Below are 21,419 nucleotides of genomic sequence, written 5' to 3' on the forward strand. Positions count from 1 at the left end.
CAAACGATCAAACTTCTACATTGTTTTTCATTAGCAAGTTAATAGATTCTGCCAAACGTTGTACTCCAATTCGGTTATTTTTTTCATCCATAAAGGAAAAATTGATCCTCATGGTATTCTTACCACTTCCATCGCAATGAAATACGGAGCCTAATACAAAAGCTACATTTTTTTCAATTGCTAGCTGGAACAGCTCTTCAGTGTCCATTCCTTCAGGTAAACTAAGAAATAAAAACAATCCTCCTTCTGGTCTGGTCCAACTTACTCCTTTAGGCATAAAATCCTCAAAAGCTTGCAGCATTACATCTCTTTTTTTGTGATACATTTCAATGATTACCTTTAAATTTTTATCGAAGTAACCTTTCTCAATATATTTAGCAGTAATCTTTTGTGTGAATGATGCAGTGCATAAATCGGTGTTCTGTTTTGCTTTCACAAATTTGTCGATTATATTTTCGTGAGCTATCACCCAACCAATTCTAAATCCGGGTACGAAAATTTTAGAAAAAGTTCCCAATGCAATTACATGACCTGTATTGTCCAATTCGTACATCATTCGCTGAGGTTTTCCTTCGAACCGTAATTCTCTGTATGGACTATCCTCAATAATTAAGACATTGAATTTTTTGGCAATATCAATAATCTCTAATCTGCGAAATTCAGGCATGGTAATACCTGCAGGATTCTGGAAATCGGGAATGACATAGATGAATTTAGGCATTTCACCATTATTTTTCATCTTAATAAGAGTTTGGTCTAATATGTCTGAACGCATTCCATACTCGTCCAATTCAATGCCTACCGGAATAGCACCATAACTTGAGAAAGCACCTAAACCACCTAAATAACTAGGCAATCCACAAATAATTTTATCTCCGCGATTGATGAAAATTTTACCTGCTAAATCCAATCCTTGCTGAGATGAGGTGAGGATAACCAAATTGTCGGTGCTAATATTCAAACCTTCTTGCCGATATCTATTGGTAAGAATTTCCCGAAGTTTTGCATCTCCTTCGGTTGCGCCATATTGTAAGGCACACTTGCCATCTTCTTCAAGAACCTCGCAGGAAATTTTTTTTAATTCTTCAATAGGAAAAGAGTTGGGCGCAGGAAGTCCTCCAGCAAATGAGATGATATCATCTCGTTGGGTTAGTTTCAATAATTCTCGAATTACAGACCGTTTCATGCCCTTGGCACTGTCGGAAAGAATGTCTTCTAAATTAGTAATCATTTTTCCCCCGTTTTTAGTAATATTTTTGGATTTTAAGACGAAAAAACCAATATTCGACAGTAATAAATTTACGTTTTTATTACGTCAAAACCTTGAAATTGTAAAAAAAAGGAGGTTTAAAAATACAATTTACAATTAATATGCCTTTAAAAATTTAAAACAGTCAAATTAGCTCTCGTAGCTTTTCCAATTGTTTGTTTTTATTTACATCACGCATATTTCGTGCAGTTTTTGTAAAATATTGATGGTTTGAAATGAACTTAATCTGGAGTCTGTTCCAATCATCGATACTTTTAATTTTTCCATACTCTTTTAATTCGCGGTACAAATTTCCGGAAACAGGAATAAAATCAGTTCTACCCAAATAATCCAAATCGGCATCGCACATGATCATTTCCAACTTTGTTTTTGGCTGTGGTGGATGTTTGGTGTGCATGATTAAGCTTGCAATTTCGTTTATTTGATCTTCGGAATATTTGTACTGTGGAAGAATATGACGAGCCAATTTAACACTGTAGTCTTCATGATCATTGTAGGAAAGAATAAAACCTGTATCGTGGAATAATGCTGCAGTTTTAATCAGTAGCATTTCAGCTTCGGTAATTCCCTCTTTTCTGCCTATAATTTCAACCTCAGTAATCACATCAATGGTGTGTTTCAGATTGTGATAGTAGAGATTTTTAGGTAATTCATTTTCCATTTTGGTAAGGATGCTCTCTTCTAAATCATCATATCGAAGCATCTGAAATCTGGTAATGAAATATTCATTAGGAACCAGTCCTTTTAAATCTGCCGACATGTTAGGCAAAAATCCTTTTACGAAGTACATGTCAATATTACCCTTATATTTTACGGGCATTCTGCCACGATACTCACAAATAAAGAATTCTTTTACGAGCATATAAGTCATTCCCGAGATGTTAATTTCATTAACTGCTCCCGAAGATTCCATCCTACTGGCGGTGTTTACCGTATCTCCCCAAATATCGTAGCTTACTTTTTTAGAACCCACAACACCAGCAATTACAGGACCAGTATGAACACCGACTCTCAATCCCCAAATAGCCTTTCTGGTTTCGCGAGAGTTAATTTTCATACTTTTCATGTATTGCTGAATTTCCATTGCAGCTAAAACTACTTCAATTGGATTGGTTCGGTTTTTATTTGGAATTCCACCTGCACACATGTATGCATCTCCAACTGTTTTTATTTTTTCAATATTAAATTTCTCAACTACCGTATCAAAATGCATGAAGAATTTATCCAATTCATCAATAAGGTCTTCCGGATTCATTTGTTCCACAATTTTAGTGAAACCGTGGATGTCCGAAAACAATACGGTAACCATTCTAAATCGTCGGGAAGATACTTTCCCTTTTGTTTGGAGCTCTTCAGCCGTTTGTTTTGGTAGTAGGTTAGCTAATAATTTTTCTGCTTTTTCTTTTTGATAGATTAACTCCTGGTTTTTATCGTAGAAGTCTTTTTCAATTTCACTTCTTTGCTTTCGCAATTCAATTCTAAACCATAAAAACATAAATACTATGAGGCTAAGGAGAATCAAGACAAATAGTAAAATATTTTGTGATAAAAATGCAATTTCAAATTGTTTGAGAAATTGGAATTGAATTATGAGAGAGTATTGAGTCATGAATTATTAGTTAAGATCAAAATGGTTCAGCGGTAATAAAAATAACCAAGATATTTGAATTATAAGACTTAAACCTAATTTAATCTGATTTGTTCACATGCCTATATAAAATTTGCTACTTTAACAAAAAATGGCTAAATTGATCTCTGGTTATGTTAAGACTTAATATTGCTGATCCTCTTTTACTCTAAACTATGGAAAATACAAAACGATCATTACTTGTAGCATGGGATTTTTCAACAGTAGCAGAATATGCACTGGAACATGCGTTAATTTTTGCGGAGAATGTAAGTGCCGAGGTAATACTTGTTCATATTGTTAAGAAAGAATCTCAAATTGTAGAAGCCAAGGAAAAAATGGCTAAAATGATTGAGGATTTTGAAAAGGAGAAAAATGTTCGTCTGGAATCAATTGTTCGGGAGGGAAGTATTTTTACTACTATTAATGATATTGCCAAGGAGATGAATACTATGTTAGTACTTATGGGAACTCATGGTATTAAAGGAATGCAGAAGCTTACTGGCAGTTGGGCCTTAAAGGTAATTGTTGGATCCAGAGTTCCTTTTGTAGTGGTTCAGGCACCACCGGTGCAGAAAAAATATTCATCTGTAGTTTTGCCTGTCGACTTTAAGAAAGAGAACAAGGAAAAGCTAAGTTGGGCTGAATTTTTAGGTAAATTTTTTAAAGCAAAAATGCGAATCATTACGCCTAAAATGCCTGAAGGTCAGATGCTGCAAAGAACAAAAGCAAACTTGGTTTTTGCTAAGAAGTATTTGGAAAATAGAGGAATTGATTATGAGATTGATACAGCTGATGGAGGAAATGATTTTGCAATGGAAACTGTCGATTTCGCGAAGAAGATTGATGCTGATATTATATTGATTATGACTACAAAAAATATTTCATTCCAGGATTACATGCTGGGAGCTCACGAACAATTTGTTATAGCAAACTCAGCTCATATACCAGTTATGTGTGTAAATCCAAGAACAGATCTTTCCAAATACGGAAGTTTTTATTAATGCTTATTTTATTAATATCTATATTTGAACAACGGTTTTTTAGCCGTTGTTTTTTGTTTGATTAATTTGATAATAGAAGAAAAATGAAGTTAGTTTTTGCGACCAATAACCCGAATAAATTAAAGGAGCTTCAGAACCTTTTAGGTGATGATATTGAATTGCTAAGTCTTGCAGATATTAATTGCAATGATGACATTCCAGAAGATCATGAAACGCTTGAGGAAAATGCGACACAAAAGGCGGAATACATCTACAATAAATTTAAGTTGAATTGTTTTGCTGATGATACAGGATTGGAAATTGAAGCATTAAACAATGAACCGGGCGTCTATTCAGCAAGATACGCAGGTGTTGATAAGGATGCGAAAGCAAACATGAAAAAGGTTCTTAAAAATTTAGAAGGAGAATCGAATCGATTGGCAAGGTTTAGAACTGTAATTTCGTTGTTCTTAAATGATGAAGAGTATCAGTTCGAAGGTATTGTTCATGGTAATATATTGGAAAGTGAAAAGGGAAGAGATGGATTTGGGTATGATCCGATATTTGAACCTAAAGGATATTCAATCTCATTTGCCGAAATGGAAATGTCAGAAAAAAATAGGATAAGCCATAGAGGATTAGCGGTTCAAAAACTAGTAAAATTTCTTTTAAATTATAAATAATAGTCAGTTTTTATAAGTTATTATGCGACAGTTGTATATTGTAGTTTTATTGATGTTTAACTTTATTTATTTAAAGGCTCAGGACTTTACATCATGGACAGAACATTTGCCTTATAGAAAGGCGACACACCTTGTCGCGAATAATAAAAATATATTTTGCCTTACTCAATCCGGTTTGTTTTCTTATTCATTAACCGATAATGAAATTGTAAGTTATACCAAGGCAAAGGGTTTGTCGGATGTTAATATTACAGCAATAGGATGGTCGGAAGAGCAAAATTCTTTATTATTAGGATATGATAATGGCAATTTGGATCTGATAAAAGATAATGAGATCATTAATATCTCTGAGATCAATAAATTTTCCACTATCGATAACAAAACAATTAATTCCATAACAGTTTCAGGAGGTTTTGCTTATTTAGGAACTGATTTTGGAATTGTACTTCTCAATATTGATAAAGAAGAAATAACTGATACTTATATTATTGGGGCAGGAGGAAAAAGATTAAAAGTGAATGATGTTGTTCTAAGTTCGAATGAAATTTGGGCAGCAAGTGAGGAGGGCATTTACAATGCAATGTTAAATTCCACAAATTTAGTTGATTTCAACAACTGGAATCTTGTAACTAATATTCCTGCAAGTAATCGAGAGTGTAAGGATTTGGAATTTATTGGTAACGATTTATTTGTATTGCGATCGACATTTGGTACTACCAGTGAAATTTATAAGCTCACAAATAATATATGGTCAGAATTTCAGTCCAATACAAGTCAAATTTATTCTATTAAAAACATTAATAATAACTTGTGGCTGTGCCAATCGGATATTATTAAAGAGTTAAGTGTTAATGGCACACAACAATCTTCTATCACCTTAAATGATAATGATGATTTTAGAGATGTGTATCAGATAAATGATAGGGTTTTTATTGCCGATTATGAACGTTCATTAATTGAAAATCAGGGATCTTCCTATGAAGTAATCAAACCCGATGGACCTATGAGGTCTGATATTAGCTCGGTACATTCTGTTGGAGATCAAACATGGGCAGTGGCTGGAAATCATGATGATTTGTATCAAAATGTGAACACTCCTGCTGAACTATTTTTATTTGAATCTAAAAATTGGAAAAATTTCACCCAGGAAAATACAGAGGATTTATCTGGAAAGTTTGATTTGGTTGATATTACGTCTAATCAGCGAAATGAATCCAGAATATATACAGCTTCGTGGGGAGATGGAATTTTCTTCTTTGAAAATCAGGAGTTAAAAGCAAATTGGAATTCAAGTAATTCACCATTAGATTCAAAAGGTGTAATTTCAATGTCGTCCGATTCTGATGGAAACTTATGGGTTTTAGATGCAAATTCTAATGATGCCATTAAGGTATTGAGCTATGAAGGAGAATGGAATTCGATCCCTTACAATAGTTTGAGCAATCAGCTTGATATGCAAAAAATTATTGCGCTTGAAAACGGTGACAAATGGGTGTTACGAGCAGTTGGAAAATCCTTGTTTGCATTTAATGAAAATGGGACAATTGCCAACAAGGATGATGATGTTAGCGCTTCATTTTCTGTTCGCGACGAAAACAATTCTACCATTACATCCCAGGTATACGATTTGGTTGAAGATAAGGATGGGAGTGTTTGGTTAGCTACGTCAAGCGGGGTGGTTGTATATGCTGATCCTGGAACAATCTTTCGAAATGGTGATTTTTATGCCTATCGCCCAATAATTACAATAGAAGGATCAACACAATTTTTATTATCAACCGAAAAAGTAATTAGTATTACTACAAATGGAGCTAACCAAAAGTGGTTGGGAACAGAAAGCTCAGGAGCATTCCTGGTTTCAGAAAATGGAGATGAACAGTTGGCACATTTCAATACCAATAACAGCCCATTGCCATCAAATAAAATTGATAAAATCTCGGTAAATCCGGGAACTGGAGAGGTTTTTTTTGTTACTGACAAGGGATTAGTTTCCTATAGAGGTAAAGTGACAGAAGGAACGGATGATTATAGTGATTTGTATGTGTATCCTAATCCGGTACGTGAGACTTATAAGGGAGATGTAACAGTAAGTGGATTGATTACTGATTCTACGGTAAAAATTACTGATGTAAGTGGAAATTTGGTTTGGGAAGGAAAATCGGAAGGTGGACAATTTATTTGGAATGGCAAGAATTTCAATGGTTCACGAGTACATACAGGTGTGTATTTGATATTCTGTTCAAATTCTGATGGATCTAAATCAAAAGTGATTAAATTGTTATTTATTCACTAGAAATAATCATGTTGCATCAAACCAAAGGCATCGTTTTAAATAGGATACAATATGGCGAAACCAGCTTGATTGTGCATGTCTACACGGAGAAATTCGGTAGGCAAGCCTACATGGTAAAAGGGAGTCGCTCCAAAAAATCAAAAAGCAAAAGCAACTTGTTTCGTCCATTTTTTCTTCTCGAAATGGAAGTTTACCACAAGGAGGGAAAGAATATTCAATCCTTAAAAGAGGTCCGACTAACCGAAACCTTAAATAACTTATTCTTTGATATTGAGAAAAGTACGATGGTATTATTTCTTACTGAAGTCTTGTCTAAAGTTTTGCGGGAAGAAGAAGCCAATCAGGAATTATTCGTATTTCTTTACAATTGTATTCGATATTTGGATTTGTGTGAAGATTCCATACAGAATTTTCATTTGTACTTTTTAACCAAGCTAACTCGCTTCCTGGGTTTTTATCCTCAGCTAAATTGGTCCGATAAATACTCTGTTTTTGATATGGATAATGGACGTTTTGTAGAAGAGGTAAATTCTCATGCACATTGCTTGGGAAAACAAGAAAGCGAAACGCTTTATTCTTTATTTAACACTTCAATTGATGATCTTAATGAAATAAAAATCAATAGTAAAGAATTAGATTTAGTTTTGAGAGGAGTTTTAAACTTTTATGCACTGCAAAGTCAAGGTTTTTCTTCCTTAAAGTCCCTTGCGGTTATCAGAGAATTGTTTGAATAGGATTATTTTCACAAAGATTTTATTTTATACATATAGTTTGAATAATTCTTTTGTTGATTAGCAGGAATTTGTATTTTTGCATGTCTTATGGCCCCATAGTTCAAGGGATAGAACAAGTGTTTCCTAAACACTAGATGCAGGTTCGAGTCCTGCTGGGGTCACTAAAGAACTGAAGCTGATAAATTTATCAGCTTTTTTTGTGTAGTCCTGTTTCGACATCATACTTCCTTTGAAATTAATTTCCTTTCTCTTTAGTTATTTAGAAAGCCCAATGGCTCATTTTATCCTGTAAGAAGCATTAAATCTATCAATGTACTTCATATGTAGAGTAATTCTGAAAAGTCTTTTAAAAAGGCTAAAACATGTTGTTTTGTTTCTTATTATCCGTTTATTTAAATCTGAATTTCTTTAGTTAAAATATTAAGCAGTATATTTATTAACAAAGATTTTTATGATTTACATGAAAAAACTACTTCATACTTGCCTAGTCTTTATTTTACCCTTGTTTCTGTATAGTCAGGAAAACAAGAGTACCATTAATTTTTTGAAAATTGAATATTCTGATTTATCAAAGATTATTTTAACCGATCATTACAATGATAATTTTGAAAGAACATGGGGTAGAGTGTATGAAATAGAGTTTTCAAAGGATAGCATTTTACTTTTTCAGACTAGGGAGTATTACTATCCTTATCAGTTTGTAACTAGTTCACTTGATTCTTTGAAAATGTTCTTATTGAGTGAACATGAAATTGATTCTACAGAGATAGAAAAAATTATTTCTGAGGTGAATAAGAGAAACACAAAGAGAAGTATAATGCAATGTTATATCGATTCTACCTATTGGGGATCTACTAACATGCTTGAGAATTGGAGTGAGAAAAGATTCATCAAGAATATTTCAAAAGTTGAAATAGAGAAATTATTAAATCAGATTAATGCCAGACACAACTCACCATTTAAATATTTAAAGGTAAATGGAATTGATAGTATTTGGTTGAAAAAAAATTCTGAAAGATTAATTGACATGTTGTCCAATGGAAGTAAGAAACAAAAGCCATACTGGACTGCATTTTACAAAGATTTATTTACTGATTACGATAATTTTAAATGGAAATATGCATTCTCTCTCTTGAGAAGGAACATGGATAGTTATCCATATTTTGAAATGCAGATGGTTACACGATCAAGTGATACGATTTGTATAAATTCTGAAGGACAGGATTTATATCAAATTCCCTGGACTATGAATGGAGAATATAAGACTTATAATCCTCTTCTTCCAATTAGTATTTCTAATTTAATTCCTGAAGAAGAATGTTGTTCTAGTAAAAATCGGTTAAATCCATCATGGAGTGAGATAGAGACAAATATAATCGATTGGATTAAGTTTAAGAATTACAAAATCGATAAAAAAAAGTGGAGAAAAATTGCCAGTGAGAAAAGAAATAATTGTAAAAAAATAAGAAGATAATTAAATAATATGAGCAAATATATATTATCCATATTGGTGTCTGTATTGTTAATAATGAATACTATACATGCTCAGGATACGTACAAGCTTGGAACCTATACAATTTCTGAAAAATCGGACTCTTCATACCATGTAACACTTAATGGGAAAGTTTATATTGAAGAAATAGAAAAAGAACGGTTTTTGAATTGTATAAACAAGTATGATAGTATTGAGGTAATCCGATCATATAAGCGGTATGGTAACCGATTAATTATTCCAATTGCTCACGGTAAGGATCATTTGGTCAATTCTGATAGGTTGTATTTGAGAGATAATATAGAACAGTCTGAATTTTATGAATTCATAAGTACATCAATTGGTGGACTCAGTTTATTTATCCTTTTAAACGATGATGGTACGTATGAATGGGAAGCGAGTAGCGATTGTAATCATCTTGTTTCTTCGGGTAAGTATACTATAGAACAGGATTCGATAGTAATACTTAATCCAGTATCGTTAAATACCCCATTGAAGAAGGATAATAGAGAAAAGGAAAAAGGGTTTTTATCCCGAAATGAAATTAAGTTTAAGAGTAAAATTTACATTTTACGTGAAGGAAGTCTTTACAATGTTAATCCATCTTGTGCAGTTAAAATATTAAAGGATTCAGATAAAATCAAGCATTTTTCATATCTAATAGGTAAATCACACATAGGTGTATGTGATATTGAAATAGAGAATTTTTATCATGGGCAAGGATTTATATTGGATTCAGAAGTAAATGATGATTACGGAATAACCACGCTAATTAAATCCGATACTACAATTGTGCTTTTCACTAAAACGATAAATAGAACACAGGAAGGAAAGGCAGAGCACTTAATTTTAGATGTAAATTATATTGTGGGAGATTATTATTTAAGTAGACCTGTAGAAAAGAATGGTGAAATTGATAAAGAATTAATTGCTTTTGTTGTGTATAAGGATCAAGAGAAATTCGAGAATATTAAACTTGTTATTAGAGCTAATAGAGTTACTGAGAAATTAGAAGTCGAAAATAAGGCGAGTATAAATTGCTGGAATATGGACTTTGGTATTGAGCCGTGAAGACTTGAAATTCGATAACCCTCTAATATTCAAGGGGGAGTAAATTAGGGTAATTTACTAAGTTGCAATGTTTGTAAGTTACATAAATACAATCAATTACAAAGGGTATTTGCAGTTCTGCTGGGGCTACCCAATCGAAAAGCTGATAGTTATATCAGCTTTTTTTGTGTATTCCTGTTTTCTATTACAATCGATTTTTACAAGGTAGAATTTGTGATATTTTCTTGTTTCAATTCCTAAAAAAAAAGATTATTACTCAAAATATGTAGGAAATGAATTTTAAATGAAAAAATTTATTTTATTTGCAGGGTTAATCTTTTAATTAAAAGCAGTAATTTTTTTATGATTTAGTAAATGAGAAATACATATTTTGATTTGATAGATCAGAGCTACTATTTTCCGCAGGAAGGCTTCGATCTCAGAGACAATTCTCTTACATTTCAGGGAATATCTCTAAAATATCTGATTGAAAAACACGGTACTCCGTTCCGATTTTTTTACCTACCGAAAATTGGAGACCAGATTAAAAAAGCACGCAACTTATTCAATAGGGCGCTCAAAAAAAATGGGTACAAGGGAAATTACAACTATTGCTATTGCACCAAGTGTAATCACTTTGCTCATGTAATTGGAGAAGCGCTAAAACACAATGTCGATCTGGAAACTTCTTCCTCTTTTGATATCGATTTAATTTTAAATTTGTACAAGGAGAATCAAATCGATTTTGATCGCATAATAGTGCATAACGGATACAAGACCGACGAGTATTTAAGAAAGATTCTTGATTTACAGAGGTTCGGGTTCAAGAATACCATTATTATTTTCGATAGTATTAATGAACTAAATAGGCTTGAGAAAATTGCCACCGATCTTACGGTTAAAATCGGTATCAGAATGGCAATAAATGAAGAGCCTCAGTCGGCTTATCACACATCTCGATTAGGTATAAGAGATGTTGAAATCATAGATTTTTACCACAATAAGATAAAGAACAATTCTAATTTGGATTTAAAGATGCTTCACTTTTTTGTCGATTCAGGCATAAAGGATAGTATCTATTATTGGGGAGAATTTCAGAGAGCATTAAAGGTGTACACCGAGCTAAGGAAAGAATGCGAAAGCTTAAATTCTTTTAATTTGGGAGGTGGTTTTCCCATACGTAATCATCTGGGATTCGAGTACAATTACGAATACATGATTAACGAAATTGTATCGAATATTAAAGATGCCTGCGTGCGCGAAGAAATTCCGGAACCGAATATCTATACCGAATTTGGTAAATATACCGTTGGGGAAAGTGGCGCTATCATTTTTAAGGTACTGGAACAAAAACAGCAGAATGATACCGAATCGTGGTACATTATCGACAACAGTTTAATGAATACCATTCCCGATGCTTGGTCGATTCATGAAAAGTTCATTCTTCTACCTATAAACAAGTGGAATAATGAATACAAACGAGTAAATATTGGTGGCATTAGCTGTGATCATTCCGACTATTATAATTCTGAGGATTTGAATCAGGAGGTTTTGTTGCCCGATTATTCGGATGAGGAAAAAGAACCTTTATATGTTGGCTTTTTTCATACGGGAGCTTATCAGGATGCCATTAGTGGATATGGTGGAATCAAACACTGTTTAATACCCTCTCCAAAGCATGTTATTATTGATCGTGACGCAAAAGGGAACTTTTTTGATTACGTGTACAGAAATGAGCAATCGGCAGATGAAATGTTTAAACTTTTAGGTTATAACAAAGAATGAGAAATTTTGCAGGAATAGAAGACGAATATTGCGGTTTTGATGCTGCGGCAACACTTCTGCAATCCATACCATACGACGGAACAAGCACTTGGGGCAAGGGAGCAGATAAAGCTTTCCCGGCTTTATTGGATGCTCTGGAAAATATGGAGCTTTACGATATCGAAACCAATTCGGAAGTGTACAAAACAGGTGTGCATATCTTGCCCGAGATTTTAGAAGACGCATCGCCCGAGGCAATGGTCGATACAGTTTATAAAGCAAGCAAAGAGATTCTACATACAGGAAAATTTCCAACATTCTTTGGTGGTGAACACTCTGTTAGTATTGGTATTATTAAGGCTTTTGCCGAGAAGTACAAAGATCTTACTGTCTTGCAATTGGATGCTCATGCCGATTTGCGCTCAGAGTATGATGGAACACCCTATAATCATGCTTGTGCAGTGCACCAGGCAAGTAAAACTTGTAACTTGATTCAAGTGGGAATCCGTAGTATGGATTCAAGTGAATTGGCATATTTGAATCAGGAGAAATGCTTTTTTGCAGAAGACATTCATCAGAAAACTGAGTGGATGGATCATTCCATAGATTTAATGACTCAGGATGTTTATGTAACTATCGATTTGGATGTTTTTGATCCGTCAATCATGCCATCAACCGGAACGCCGGAGCCCGGAGGACTCGATTGGTATACGGTTATTCGATATCTGCGAAACGTATTTCAGAATAGAAATGTGGTGGGATTTGATATTGTTGAACTGGCACCACAGGAAGGACATAAAGCTTCCGACTTTTTATGCGCTAAACTTTATTACAAACTATTAAGCTACAAATTCGAAAATCATGGAAAATAGAGGACCCATATCCAAATTTATAGTAGAGCATTACCGTCATTTTAACTCAGCAACTTTGGTAGATGCAGCTCAGGCTTACGAGAAGCATTTGGAAGGTGGTAAGAAGATGATGATCACCCTTGCCGGAGCAATGAGTACGGCGGAATTAGGGAGATCGTTGGCTGAAATGATCCGTCAGGACAAGGTGCAAATAATCACTTGTACCGGAGCTAATTTGGAAGAAGATATTATGAATCTTGTGGCTCATTCGCATTACGAGAGAGTTCCGAATTACCGCGATTTAACGCCACAACAGGAATGGGATTTACTGGAGAAAGGCTTGAATCGTGTGACGGATACTTGTATTCCCGAAGAGGAGGCTTTTAGACGTTTGCAGGATCATGTCTTTCAAATTTGGAAAGATGCTGAAGTGAAGGGGGAACGTTATTTCCCTCATGAGTTCATGTATAAGTTGCTATTGTCTGGAGTATTGGAACAGTATTATGAGATAGATCCTAAAAATTCATGGATGCTGGAAGCTGCTAAAAAAAATTTACCAATAGTAGTTCCAGGATGGGAAGATTCTACCATGGGGAATATTTTTGCTTCTTATTGTATTAAAGGAGAATTGAAAGCCTCAACCATGAAATCGGGTATCGAATACATGACCTGGTTGGCTGATTGGTATACAAATAATGCGGAAGACAAAGGAATTGGCTTTTTCCAGATTGGTGGAGGAATTGCAGGTGATTTCCCAATCTGTGTAGTGCCAATGCTTTATCAGGATATGGAAAGAACCGATACTCCATTCTGGTCTTATTTCTGCCAGATTTCGGATTCAACTACAAGTTACGGATCGTACTCCGGAGCGGTGCCAAATGAAAAGATTACCTGGGGAAAGCTGGGAATCGACACACCTAAGTTTATTATTGAATCAGATGCAACAATTGTTGCTCCATTGATATTCGCCTATTTATTGAGATGGTGATACGAATAAAATAAACCCTAATTAAATCCAAAAATGAATGCTAATAGTAAGCCTAAGGTAATTCAGAATTACGAAAAGCTAAGTAAAGAGATTCAGGAACAAATAAAGCTATATTATCCTGATGGTTATATGGATCATTTGATCGAGTTTACCAACCCTAAAGGTGAGCGTGTAAGTGCATTGCCATTTGAAACTGATGAAAAGATCTATATGGTTCGAATGTCGGTTCGTAAGGCACAGGAACTTATCGAAGAAGATTCTGATTACGATGAGGATGGTGTTTTACTTTCTAACCGTCGTGAAAAATATGAAGACAAGTATGCTGATGTAGACTACTTGTTTGATGATGAAGAGGATTAATGCTGGTTTATTTGGTTACTGATAGGCAATAACGGGAACTTTGGAAAGAAACCAGTTATTGCCTGCAAATGAGTATAATGATAAAGCTTTTTTGTAATTTATACTTACATCATTAAGCTTGTGTCATATGCTATTGGTAATAGATAATCAGAGTGCTTTTATAAAGAAGTTCAAACGTCAATTTTTGGCAGAGCAAGATTTTGATTATGTGTTTTTTGATCATAACCAACCTATTACTTTGTCTGCAAAATCTAAGATTAAAGGGATCATTCTGTCGGGCGGGAGAGGAAATCCGTACGAACCATTAAATCTGACGTCAAATTTTATTGCTCTAATGAATTTTGATGTGCCAGTGTTGGGGGTTTGTTTGGGGCATGAAATTATTGCCGTTAGCTATCGTGGCAGGATTAAAAGATTATCAGAGTATCATGGAGGAAAGGAGGAAGTTATAATCACCCAACCCGATGACCCTATTTTCAATGGTCTGAAATCTAACTCGGTAAACTTAATGAAGAGGCATAATTTTCACGTTTCTGAGTTACCAGAGGAATTCATAAGCTTAGCAGAATCAAATACTTGTTTGAATGAGATTATTAAGCACAAGCACAAACCAATTTATGGTTTTCAATCTCATCCTGAAGTATCCGGAAAAGAAGGAATCCTGATGGTACAGAATTTTTTAAAGATATGTGAAATCATGTAAATGTATGATTATGAATTGGAAGTATTGGATAATAATCAGTTCTATTTTAATAGGTGCATATGTTCTTGCCTTTGTTTTGAGAAAGTTGATTAATTTATTTGTTAAGCGACAATCAAAAAAGGTAAATGTAGATCCAACAAATTTTTCATTTATTAAAAACTCAGTCTCATTCTTTGTTTATACTGGTGGATTAATAGCTGTTTTTTATGTAACTCCTTCATTAAAGAACATTAGTGCAGCCCTATTTGCTAGTGCGGGTATATTTGCAGCTATTGCAGGTTTTGCTTCACAAAAGGCATTTAGCAATATTGTTGGAGGAATATTTATTTTAATATTTAGACCATTCGGAGTGCGGGATACTATAGAAATTGATAATATGCATAAAGGAGTTGTAGAAGAAATTACACTTCGTCATACTATAATTCGAAATTATGAAAACAGAAGAATTGTTATTCCCAATTCAATAATAAGTGATGCAACAATTATCAACAGTAATATTATTGATGAAAAGATTAAAAAATTTGTTGAGTTTGAAATAAGTTATGATTCGGATATTGATAAAGCAAAACAAATAATAAGAGAAGAAGCAGCCAAACACCCATTTTTATTAGATATGCGTTCCGACGAAGAAAAAGCAAACAATACTGATCAAGTTATTGTAAGAGTAGTTGGCTTGGGAGAATATTCAGTAAAATTAAGATCTTATTTATGGGCTGATTGTAATGATAATGCATTCGTTTTGCATTGTGACTTAAATGAATCAGTAAAGAAAAGGTTCGATGAAAATGGTATTGAGATTCCTTTCCCTTACCGTACAATAATCAATAAGACTAAATAATTAATTGTATAAAAAGTGAAAATTGCACTAATTTATAATAAAGACATTCAGGGTGTAATCAATACCTTCGGAATGCAAAACAAAGAGTTCTACAATGAGGCAACAGTTAAAAAAGTTGCTCAAAGTTTGGAGAAGGCTGGTCATAATGTATCCGTTCTTGACGGAAATATGTATGTAATAGAACGCTTACAGAATTTTATGCCACGCACCATTGAAGGAGAACAAATGGGAATGGTGTTTAATATGGCGTATGGCATACAAGGTGAGAGTCGTTATACACATATTCCTTCTATGCTTGAAATGCTCGGAATTCCATATGTAGGATCTAGTCCATCTGGTCATGCTCTTGCTTTAGATAAGGTAATGACAAAGATTATTTGGCAAAGCAAAGGTTTACCAACGCCTGATTTTTGGGTATTTAATTCCCCCAATGATGATCTTTCGGATGTAAAATATCCTGTTATTGTAAAGCCTAAAATGGAAAGTGTTTCCTTTGGTTTGAAGATTGTTTACAATGAGGAAGATTTAAGAGAATCAATCAATTTTGTGACGACAGAGTTTCAGCAACAAGCATTAGTCGAGCAATTTATCAGAGGTAGAGAATTTTGCGTTGGTTTATTGGGAAATACTCCAATAGAAGCCTTTCCAGTATTGGAGATTGATTTGGAAGGTGATCCTGATGGAATACAAACAGTAACCGATAAAAAGGAAAAGCCAAAACAAAAGGTTTGTCCTGCCAATCTGTCTTCTGACTTGGCTGAGCAAATGGTTAATTTCAGTAAACAAGCCTTTAATGCTTTGGAGCTGCGTGATTTTGCCAGGGTTGATATCCGTTTGGATGAACAGGGGAATATTTACCTTTTGGAAATTAATTCTATGGCTAGTTTGGGAGAATCGGGTTCCTATCCAACAGCAGCTAAAGTAGCTGGTTACGATTTTCAGAAATTGGTTAATAAGATGTTGGATGTTGCTGCGGTGAGGTATTTTTCCAATAGTTTGTTATCGGAAATGCCAGAGGAGAAAAACAAAAGATTGTCTTTTAATTCCCGATTACGTTCCTATTTAAGAAGTCGCCAGCAGAATACTGAGATTTTACTCAAGAAATTGGTGAATATTGATTCACATGTAAGAAATATTGAAGGAGTAAATAAGTGTACAGCTTTGATAAAATCGGAGTTAACACAACTCGGGTTTACCAATGAAATATTTCCACAGTATGAGGTGGGAAATATGATGTATTTCACCAATTCCTATAACGAAGAGGTAGATTATTTAATCTTAATGCCTATTGATGATTTTCTAACCATGGCAGATCATGATAATTATCAGGAAACAGAACATCGTTTATATGGAACTGGTATTTGGGAAAATAAAGGTGGTGTTGTCACGTGTATATCGGCATTACAGTCTTTACGCTTTTCTAAACTGATAAGAAAAATAAAAATTGGAATATTCCTTATTACAGATTCTTCGATTAGCGGGAAATTTTCAAGAAATCTGATAAAAGGAAAATCTTTATATGCAAAAAAAGTATTGTCGATGCATGGAGGAGGAATTGAAGATACAATTATTACTTCACGTTCGGGCTCTGCTTTATTTTCTTACGATATAAAATTAATTGACTCAAGTGCATCCGAAAATGTAACTAGTGCTTCACAAACTTTCTTTAAGACAATAGCTGGGATTATTGATTTGAGTAAGAACAATCCTGATAGTGTAATTGCTCCTTATCAGTCTGATTTTAAATCGAATATTTTTAAAGTTCAGGCTTATGGTACTTCAAAAATCAGTACTCGTTTTAACTCCAAAGAAGAATTTACACAAGTAGAATCTAAAATTAAAAAACTTGTAGCACTTCCTAAAAGCAAACAAAAATTGTATCAAATGCATTTTGATGGAGGTGTAACTCGTCCTCCAATGATTGGTAATGATGTCACCAGTGAGCTATTCCAAAAAATAAAAGAAATTGCAAAAGGAATAGATACAAGAATTAGGGAAGAACACAGATGGAGTTCATCTGACATTTGTTCAATAGGTTCAGATAAACCTAAAATTGATGGATTAGGAGCCATAGGCGGTTTCGACAAACAGAAATCCGAGTTTATTATGAGACATAGTCTTGTTGATAGAGCTTTGCTTCTATCCTTGATATTAAAAGAAATCTAAAAAAATGAAAACCAATGCAAGTCATTTATACTTATAAAAGACAAGTTAATGAATCAATGTTTAATTCATGGACATTGATTCAGGTTTTCTTAATTGCTTAGTATACAATGAAGTATAAATAAAACTTGTAGTCCTTCTGGAGCTACTAATAAATTAAAGCTGATAGTGTTATCAGCTTTTTTTGTACTCTTGTTTTAACTCAATTTTATCCACAAGATTTGTCTAGACATTAAATCAGTTACTCCAATGTATTCTAGATAAGAATTATTGATGATGCTTTAGTATTTTGCATTACCTTACAAAGTATTTCAGTGATTATCAACAAAAATAATCTGCTGATATAGCATTAGAGTTTTAAATGCTTAAAAGCAGAATTATGACATCATAAGATTTGAGAACTATAATACGGAAAAAGAAATTTAGTTTATCCTCAGTATGAATTTATAAATTAATACTATCCATTGAATTTAAACAATCAATATCACTTCGAGATACTGGCAGTTATAATAACTGCTGTATTCAAGTTCATCCTAATGGATTGGATAAATTTAAGAGCATTCTATACATTTGGGGTTATTCTCTTTTGGTTGATTTACATTTTGTACAAAGTAAAAACGAATCCAAAAAGCTTGCACATTTGGGGTTTTAAGAAAGAGCACTTCAAGCAAACAATTATTTATTTAATCCCTTTAATTCTTATAAGTATTGTAATATCTATTATTTACGGTAGTTATAATAGTAAGCTGTCTTTTTCCTGGCATTTTATTTTGATATTCTTACTTTATCCGTGTTGGGGTATTATTCAACAATTTATGATGTTGAGTATTATATCACATTATCTGGTAGCCATTTCAGAGTTAAAAATTAACAGGTATTTTATTATTTTTCTAGTGTCAATTTTATTTAGCCTAATTCATTACCCAAGTTATTCGCTAATGATTTTCACCTTCTTTTTAGAAATGGTGTTTATTACGGTATATCTAAAATGGAGAAACTTGTGGGCTATAGGTCTAGCCCATGGTTGGATAGCAACATTTATATTGTACTTTATTTTGAATCGCGATCTTTGGTCTGAACTCTTTGCACGATTCTAAATGTCAAAGAATCTACGCAACTTTATTTCAACCTTGAGCCTGTAATGTACAAATAACAATAATGTTGATATTGGTATAAGGCATGACCCTGCAATGATACTCCATCGAAGTTGGATAGCATTTTTAAAATAGAATGATATGAAAAATTCGGTGCATATAAGAAATATGCCAATTGCTAAAAATATCACAGCTAAGATGTTGAAACCATGATGTTTTGATATTTTTACAATCCACAATACCATTATCAATAGAGCATATAGCGAAACAAGAATTGGTATGCCAAGCTTTATTCCCCATCCTGTGTTTGAACTTATCAAGTCTAGAAGTATAATGAGAAGAGCATTGGAAAATAAATTGCCCAAGACTAAAAAAAAGGCTTTGTTCAGACAGAATATGAAACAGCTAATGTTGGCAAAAAGTGCAATCGAGACAACTATATTATACAATGACCAAGTGATGGTTTTGTTTAAAATTAAATTGATAATCATTGTTGCAATACTTCCGGATAGCAAAATTATGCCAGATATTTCCCAAAATAGTTTTCGTTTCTGAGCATTTGTCAGGTTCTTACCACCATTCTGGATTTCACTCTCAAAATTAACTTGTTTTGATTTCGATGCACAAGGGACACTCGTTTTCTCTCCTGCGGATAAGCCACACAATGGGCAAGAAGTCATATCGATGTCCAATTCTACACCACAATAATTGCAAAAGCTCATATCCTAAATTTTATTTTTCAGTTTCACATTTATTCCCTGCTGACTAAGAAAGTGAAGGAATTTTTGCTCAAATTCTTTTGATTTGGAAATATTTCCAAAACTCAAAACAAGTTTATTACCATATCCAATAACTCCACAATTTAATTTAAGCTTTTTATTTGGAGGAGGTGGTGTAATAGCAAAAAAATTGACTTTATTGCTAATTAAAGATGGCAACTCTACCTTTCCCAAATTGGTTACTACTCCGCTGTATTGGTTGGCTCCTTCTGAATAGTATTTTAGATGCAGAACAAGATTTTTTAACCATAAAGGTATTCCTCTGAGCAATATTTTTTTTTCGCTGCCAACATTGCGAGAGATTATTTTACTAATGAGTTTTTCGTTTGTTTCCACCTGCATTTTATGATAGACGATTTTGAGTATCTCTTCAAATGAATATTTGCCCAAGCGAAAATCTATTTCGGGCATTACAAAAAGTGAAAAATTACGCATTGTCTTACTTGGGTACATTTTTCTGAGATTAACAGGAACTTGGATTCGAGCAATATGATTCCTTAGAGATTTGCCTTTTCCCTTACATTCAAAATAAATGTTTTGCAGAACTAAAAGATATACCGCGACTAAGTATTCGGTTATGCTTACGTCTTTTTCTTGTGCTTTTTGTTGAATTTCTTTGATTGGTAAAATGGCGTACAAAATATCAAAGCGTGGCTTGTTACTTAGTTGGAAAGGCAAATGAAATGCCTTTGTTTGCCTTGTAATTGTTGGGATGTTTTCTTTAAAATAGCGATGATATGCATCTTCAAATTCTTCTTTATCGTAATCATTAATAGAAAATTGATCTATTTGATTATTATGTATTAATCCTCTCTCATTAAAATAGTAGATAAGAATTGATTTTAGAAAGACGAACAGACCGTGACCATCCGTCAGGATGTGCGAGAACTCAACACTTAGCTTATTTTTAAAGACAAGGATTCTTAGTAATAATTTATTTTCTTTATTCGTACAAAATGCTCTGCAAGGTAGGTTGTCATCAGGCATAACTTTTACTGAATCTTTTACCTGTTCGAGGTAATACCAGAAAAATCCTTTACGTAATTGTACTTTAAAATAATGAAATCTAATTTCTGCCTTTTTAATAGCAATAAGAAGATTGCTTATGACAATCTTTTCTGTTAGCACTGCCGATAATCTTATAACTGTAGTATGCTCCTTGTTGCGAATAGCTGGAAATATTTTTGCTGCATTATCCAAAGGACTCCAGAAGGGTTTATTCTTTTTCATTGTATAATGGTTTGTTTGAAAACCAAATCTTTAGATTAAAGTTAGCAATAAAATAAACCATTGAATAATTAAAATCCCTAACTTGTTATTCAAGCTTTTCAGTAGTTACTGCTGAATGTAATAAGTTTAATATATCGTGAGGGAAATTTTAATCATTTTTTTCAGTAGTTGGAAATTTGCAGCAGTTTTTCCAATTGCCATATATGGATTTGAAATGTCTTTTTTTGAGACAATACTATACACCAATATTGGTGGGTTAGTTGGACTCGTGTTATTTACATTTACTTCTAAAGGTTTAATTAAAATTTACGATGTTTTATTACCTGTTATTTTCAAAAATAGGATAAAACCTAAGAGAATATTTACAAAAAGAAGGCGGCGAATTATAAAATTTAAAGCCAAGTATGGATTGCCCGGAATAGTTCTACTCACGCATGTGGTCTTGTCTATTCCTATTGGGATTTTCCTAATAACAAAATACTTTGGGAATAATAAATATAGTTACTTGTATATGGTT

General features: G+C 33.4%; 18 protein-coding genes and 1 tRNA gene. 15 read left to right on the forward strand and 4 right to left on the reverse strand.

Annotation, left to right across the window (positions count from 1 at the left end; genetic code table 11):
• Positions 1–7 precede the first annotated feature (7 nt).
• Entirely contained in the window at positions 8–1,231 is a 1,224-nt protein-coding gene (locus GCQ56_RS18475; RefSeq protein ID WP_152736018.1) for a PLP-dependent aminotransferase family protein, read from the reverse strand.
• A gap of 163 nt (positions 1,232–1,394) precedes the next feature.
• Positions 1,395–2,765 carry an adenylate/guanylate cyclase domain-containing protein gene (locus GCQ56_RS18480; RefSeq protein WP_152736019.1) on the reverse strand — a complete coding sequence of 457 codons (1,371 nt, stop codon included), beginning with the start codon at positions 2,763–2,765 and terminating at the stop codon, positions 1,395–1,397.
• A 308-nt stretch (positions 2,766–3,073) separates the two neighbouring features.
• Here GCQ56_RS18480 and GCQ56_RS18485 point away from each other — a divergent pair, with 308 nt between their 5' ends.
• From GCQ56_RS18485 to GCQ56_RS20815, 15 genes are all read left to right on the forward strand, one after another.
• A complete protein-coding gene (locus GCQ56_RS18485; RefSeq protein WP_152736020.1) occupies positions 3,074–3,901 on the forward strand; it encodes a universal stress protein in 828 nt (275 codons plus the stop codon).
• A gap of 83 nt (positions 3,902–3,984) precedes the next feature.
• Positions 3,985–4,563, forward strand: a complete 579-nt coding sequence (locus GCQ56_RS18490; protein ID WP_152736021.1) for a non-canonical purine NTP diphosphatase — start codon at positions 3,985–3,987, stop codon at positions 4,561–4,563.
• A gap of 22 nt (positions 4,564–4,585) precedes the next feature.
• Positions 4,586–6,856 (forward strand): T9SS type A sorting domain-containing protein, encoded by a 2,271-nt coding sequence (locus GCQ56_RS18495; protein ID WP_152736022.1) that lies wholly within the window; start codon positions 4,586–4,588, stop codon positions 6,854–6,856.
• Between the two features lie 8 nt (positions 6,857–6,864).
• Positions 6,865–7,590, forward strand: coding sequence for a DNA repair protein RecO (gene recO, locus GCQ56_RS18500; RefSeq protein ID WP_152736023.1), 726 nt, complete (start codon positions 6,865–6,867; stop codon positions 7,588–7,590).
• Positions 7,591–7,679: 89 nt separating this feature from the next.
• Positions 7,680–7,751: transfer RNA gene (locus GCQ56_RS18505), tRNA-Arg, on the forward strand.
• A gap of 299 nt (positions 7,752–8,050) precedes the next feature.
• Entirely contained in the window at positions 8,051–9,064 is a 1,014-nt protein-coding gene (locus tag GCQ56_RS18510; protein ID WP_152736024.1) for a hypothetical protein, read from the forward strand.
• Between the two features lie 9 nt (positions 9,065–9,073).
• On the forward strand, positions 9,074–10,153 hold the full coding sequence (locus GCQ56_RS18515) for a hypothetical protein (protein WP_227006115.1): 1,080 nt from the start codon (positions 9,074–9,076) through the stop codon (positions 10,151–10,153).
• A gap of 354 nt (positions 10,154–10,507) precedes the next feature.
• The gene (locus GCQ56_RS18520) at positions 10,508–11,917 is read left to right on the forward strand and encodes an arginine decarboxylase (protein ID WP_152736026.1); all 1,410 of its coding nucleotides are present in this window, start codon (positions 10,508–10,510) and stop codon (positions 11,915–11,917) included.
• Complete coding sequence (gene speB / locus GCQ56_RS18525) at positions 11,914–12,768, forward strand: agmatinase (protein ID WP_152736027.1); 855 nt, start codon at positions 11,914–11,916, stop codon at positions 12,766–12,768. Before GCQ56_RS18520 ends, speB begins: the two co-directional genes overlap by 4 nt.
• Complete coding sequence (locus GCQ56_RS18530) at positions 12,758–13,735, forward strand: deoxyhypusine synthase family protein (RefSeq protein WP_152736028.1); 978 nt, start codon at positions 12,758–12,760, stop codon at positions 13,733–13,735. Before speB ends, GCQ56_RS18530 begins: the two co-directional genes overlap by 11 nt.
• 33 nt (positions 13,736–13,768) lie before the next feature.
• The gene (locus tag GCQ56_RS18535) at positions 13,769–14,095 is read left to right on the forward strand and encodes a hypothetical protein (protein ID WP_152736029.1); all 327 of its coding nucleotides are present in this window, start codon (positions 13,769–13,771) and stop codon (positions 14,093–14,095) included.
• A 127-nt stretch (positions 14,096–14,222) separates the two neighbouring features.
• A complete protein-coding gene (locus tag GCQ56_RS18540; RefSeq protein WP_152736030.1) occupies positions 14,223–14,798 on the forward strand; it encodes a glutamine amidotransferase-related protein in 576 nt (191 codons plus the stop codon).
• A 10-nt stretch (positions 14,799–14,808) separates the two neighbouring features.
• Positions 14,809–15,636: a mechanosensitive ion channel family protein gene (locus tag GCQ56_RS18545; protein WP_227006116.1), complete on the forward strand. Its 828-nt coding sequence runs from the start codon at positions 14,809–14,811 to the stop codon at positions 15,634–15,636.
• Positions 15,637–15,651: 15 nt separating this feature from the next.
• Positions 15,652–17,802: an ATP-grasp domain-containing protein gene (locus GCQ56_RS18550; RefSeq protein WP_152736032.1), complete on the forward strand. Its 2,151-nt coding sequence runs from the start codon at positions 15,652–15,654 to the stop codon at positions 17,800–17,802.
• 533 nt (positions 17,803–18,335) lie between these two features.
• On the forward strand, positions 18,336–18,896 hold the full coding sequence (locus GCQ56_RS20815; RefSeq protein WP_152736033.1) for a type II CAAX prenyl endopeptidase Rce1 family protein: 561 nt from the start codon (positions 18,336–18,338) through the stop codon (positions 18,894–18,896).
• Here GCQ56_RS20815 and GCQ56_RS20820 read toward each other — a convergent pair.
• Positions 18,893–19,615, reverse strand: coding sequence for a DUF6320 domain-containing protein (locus tag GCQ56_RS20820; protein WP_152736034.1), 723 nt, complete (start codon positions 19,613–19,615; stop codon positions 18,893–18,895). The genes GCQ56_RS20815 and GCQ56_RS20820 overlap by 4 nt on opposite strands.
• Positions 19,616–19,618: 3 nt before the next feature.
• The gene (locus tag GCQ56_RS18565) at positions 19,619–20,902 is read right to left on the reverse strand and encodes a hypothetical protein (RefSeq protein WP_152736035.1); all 1,284 of its coding nucleotides are present in this window, start codon (positions 20,900–20,902) and stop codon (positions 19,619–19,621) included.
• Positions 20,903–21,419 lie beyond the last annotated feature (517 nt).

It is taken from the genome of Marinifilum sp. N1E240, from assembly GCF_009295825.1.
In the GTDB taxonomy this organism is placed as follows: domain Bacteria; phylum Bacteroidota; class Bacteroidia; order Bacteroidales; family Marinifilaceae; genus Marinifilum_A; species Marinifilum_A sediminis.

Bases quoted from the DNA above. Each gene is read 5' to 3' on its own strand.
- GCQ56_RS18520 (WP_152736026.1), top strand. From the start codon at position 10,508: ATGAGAAATACATATTTTGATTTGATAGATCAGAGCTACTATTTTCCG.
- GCQ56_RS18475 (WP_152736018.1), bottom strand. From the start codon at position 1,231: ATGATTACTAATTTAGAAGACATTCTTTCCGACAGTGCCAAGGGCATG.
- GCQ56_RS18530 (WP_152736028.1), top strand. From the start codon at position 12,758: ATGGAAAATAGAGGACCCATATCCAAATTTATAGTAGAGCATTACCGT.
- GCQ56_RS18565 (WP_152736035.1), bottom strand. From the start codon at position 20,902: ATGAAAAAGAATAAACCCTTCTGGAGTCCTTTGGATAATGCAGCAAAA.
- GCQ56_RS18535 (WP_152736029.1), top strand. From the start codon at position 13,769: ATGAATGCTAATAGTAAGCCTAAGGTAATTCAGAATTACGAAAAGCTA.
- GCQ56_RS18510 (WP_152736024.1), top strand. From the start codon at position 8,051: ATGAAAAAACTACTTCATACTTGCCTAGTCTTTATTTTACCCTTGTTT.
- GCQ56_RS18540 (WP_152736030.1), top strand. From the start codon at position 14,223: ATGCTATTGGTAATAGATAATCAGAGTGCTTTTATAAAGAAGTTCAAA.
- speB (WP_152736027.1), top strand. From the start codon at position 11,914: ATGAGAAATTTTGCAGGAATAGAAGACGAATATTGCGGTTTTGATGCT.
- GCQ56_RS20820 (WP_152736034.1), bottom strand. From the start codon at position 19,615: ATGAGCTTTTGCAATTATTGTGGTGTAGAATTGGACATCGATATGACT.
- GCQ56_RS18480 (WP_152736019.1), bottom strand. From the start codon at position 2,765: ATGTTTTTATGGTTTAGAATTGAATTGCGAAAGCAAAGAAGTGAAATT.
- GCQ56_RS18485 (WP_152736020.1), top strand. From the start codon at position 3,074: ATGGAAAATACAAAACGATCATTACTTGTAGCATGGGATTTTTCAACA.
- GCQ56_RS18495 (WP_152736022.1), top strand. From the start codon at position 4,586: ATGCGACAGTTGTATATTGTAGTTTTATTGATGTTTAACTTTATTTAT.
- GCQ56_RS18490 (WP_152736021.1), top strand. From the start codon at position 3,985: ATGAAGTTAGTTTTTGCGACCAATAACCCGAATAAATTAAAGGAGCTT.
- recO (WP_152736023.1), top strand. From the start codon at position 6,865: ATGTTGCATCAAACCAAAGGCATCGTTTTAAATAGGATACAATATGGC.
- GCQ56_RS18515 (WP_227006115.1), top strand. From the start codon at position 9,074: ATGAGCAAATATATATTATCCATATTGGTGTCTGTATTGTTAATAATG.
- GCQ56_RS18545 (WP_227006116.1), top strand. From the start codon at position 14,809: ATGAATTGGAAGTATTGGATAATAATCAGTTCTATTTTAATAGGTGCA.
- GCQ56_RS20815 (WP_152736033.1), top strand. From the start codon at position 18,336: ATGGATTGGATAAATTTAAGAGCATTCTATACATTTGGGGTTATTCTC.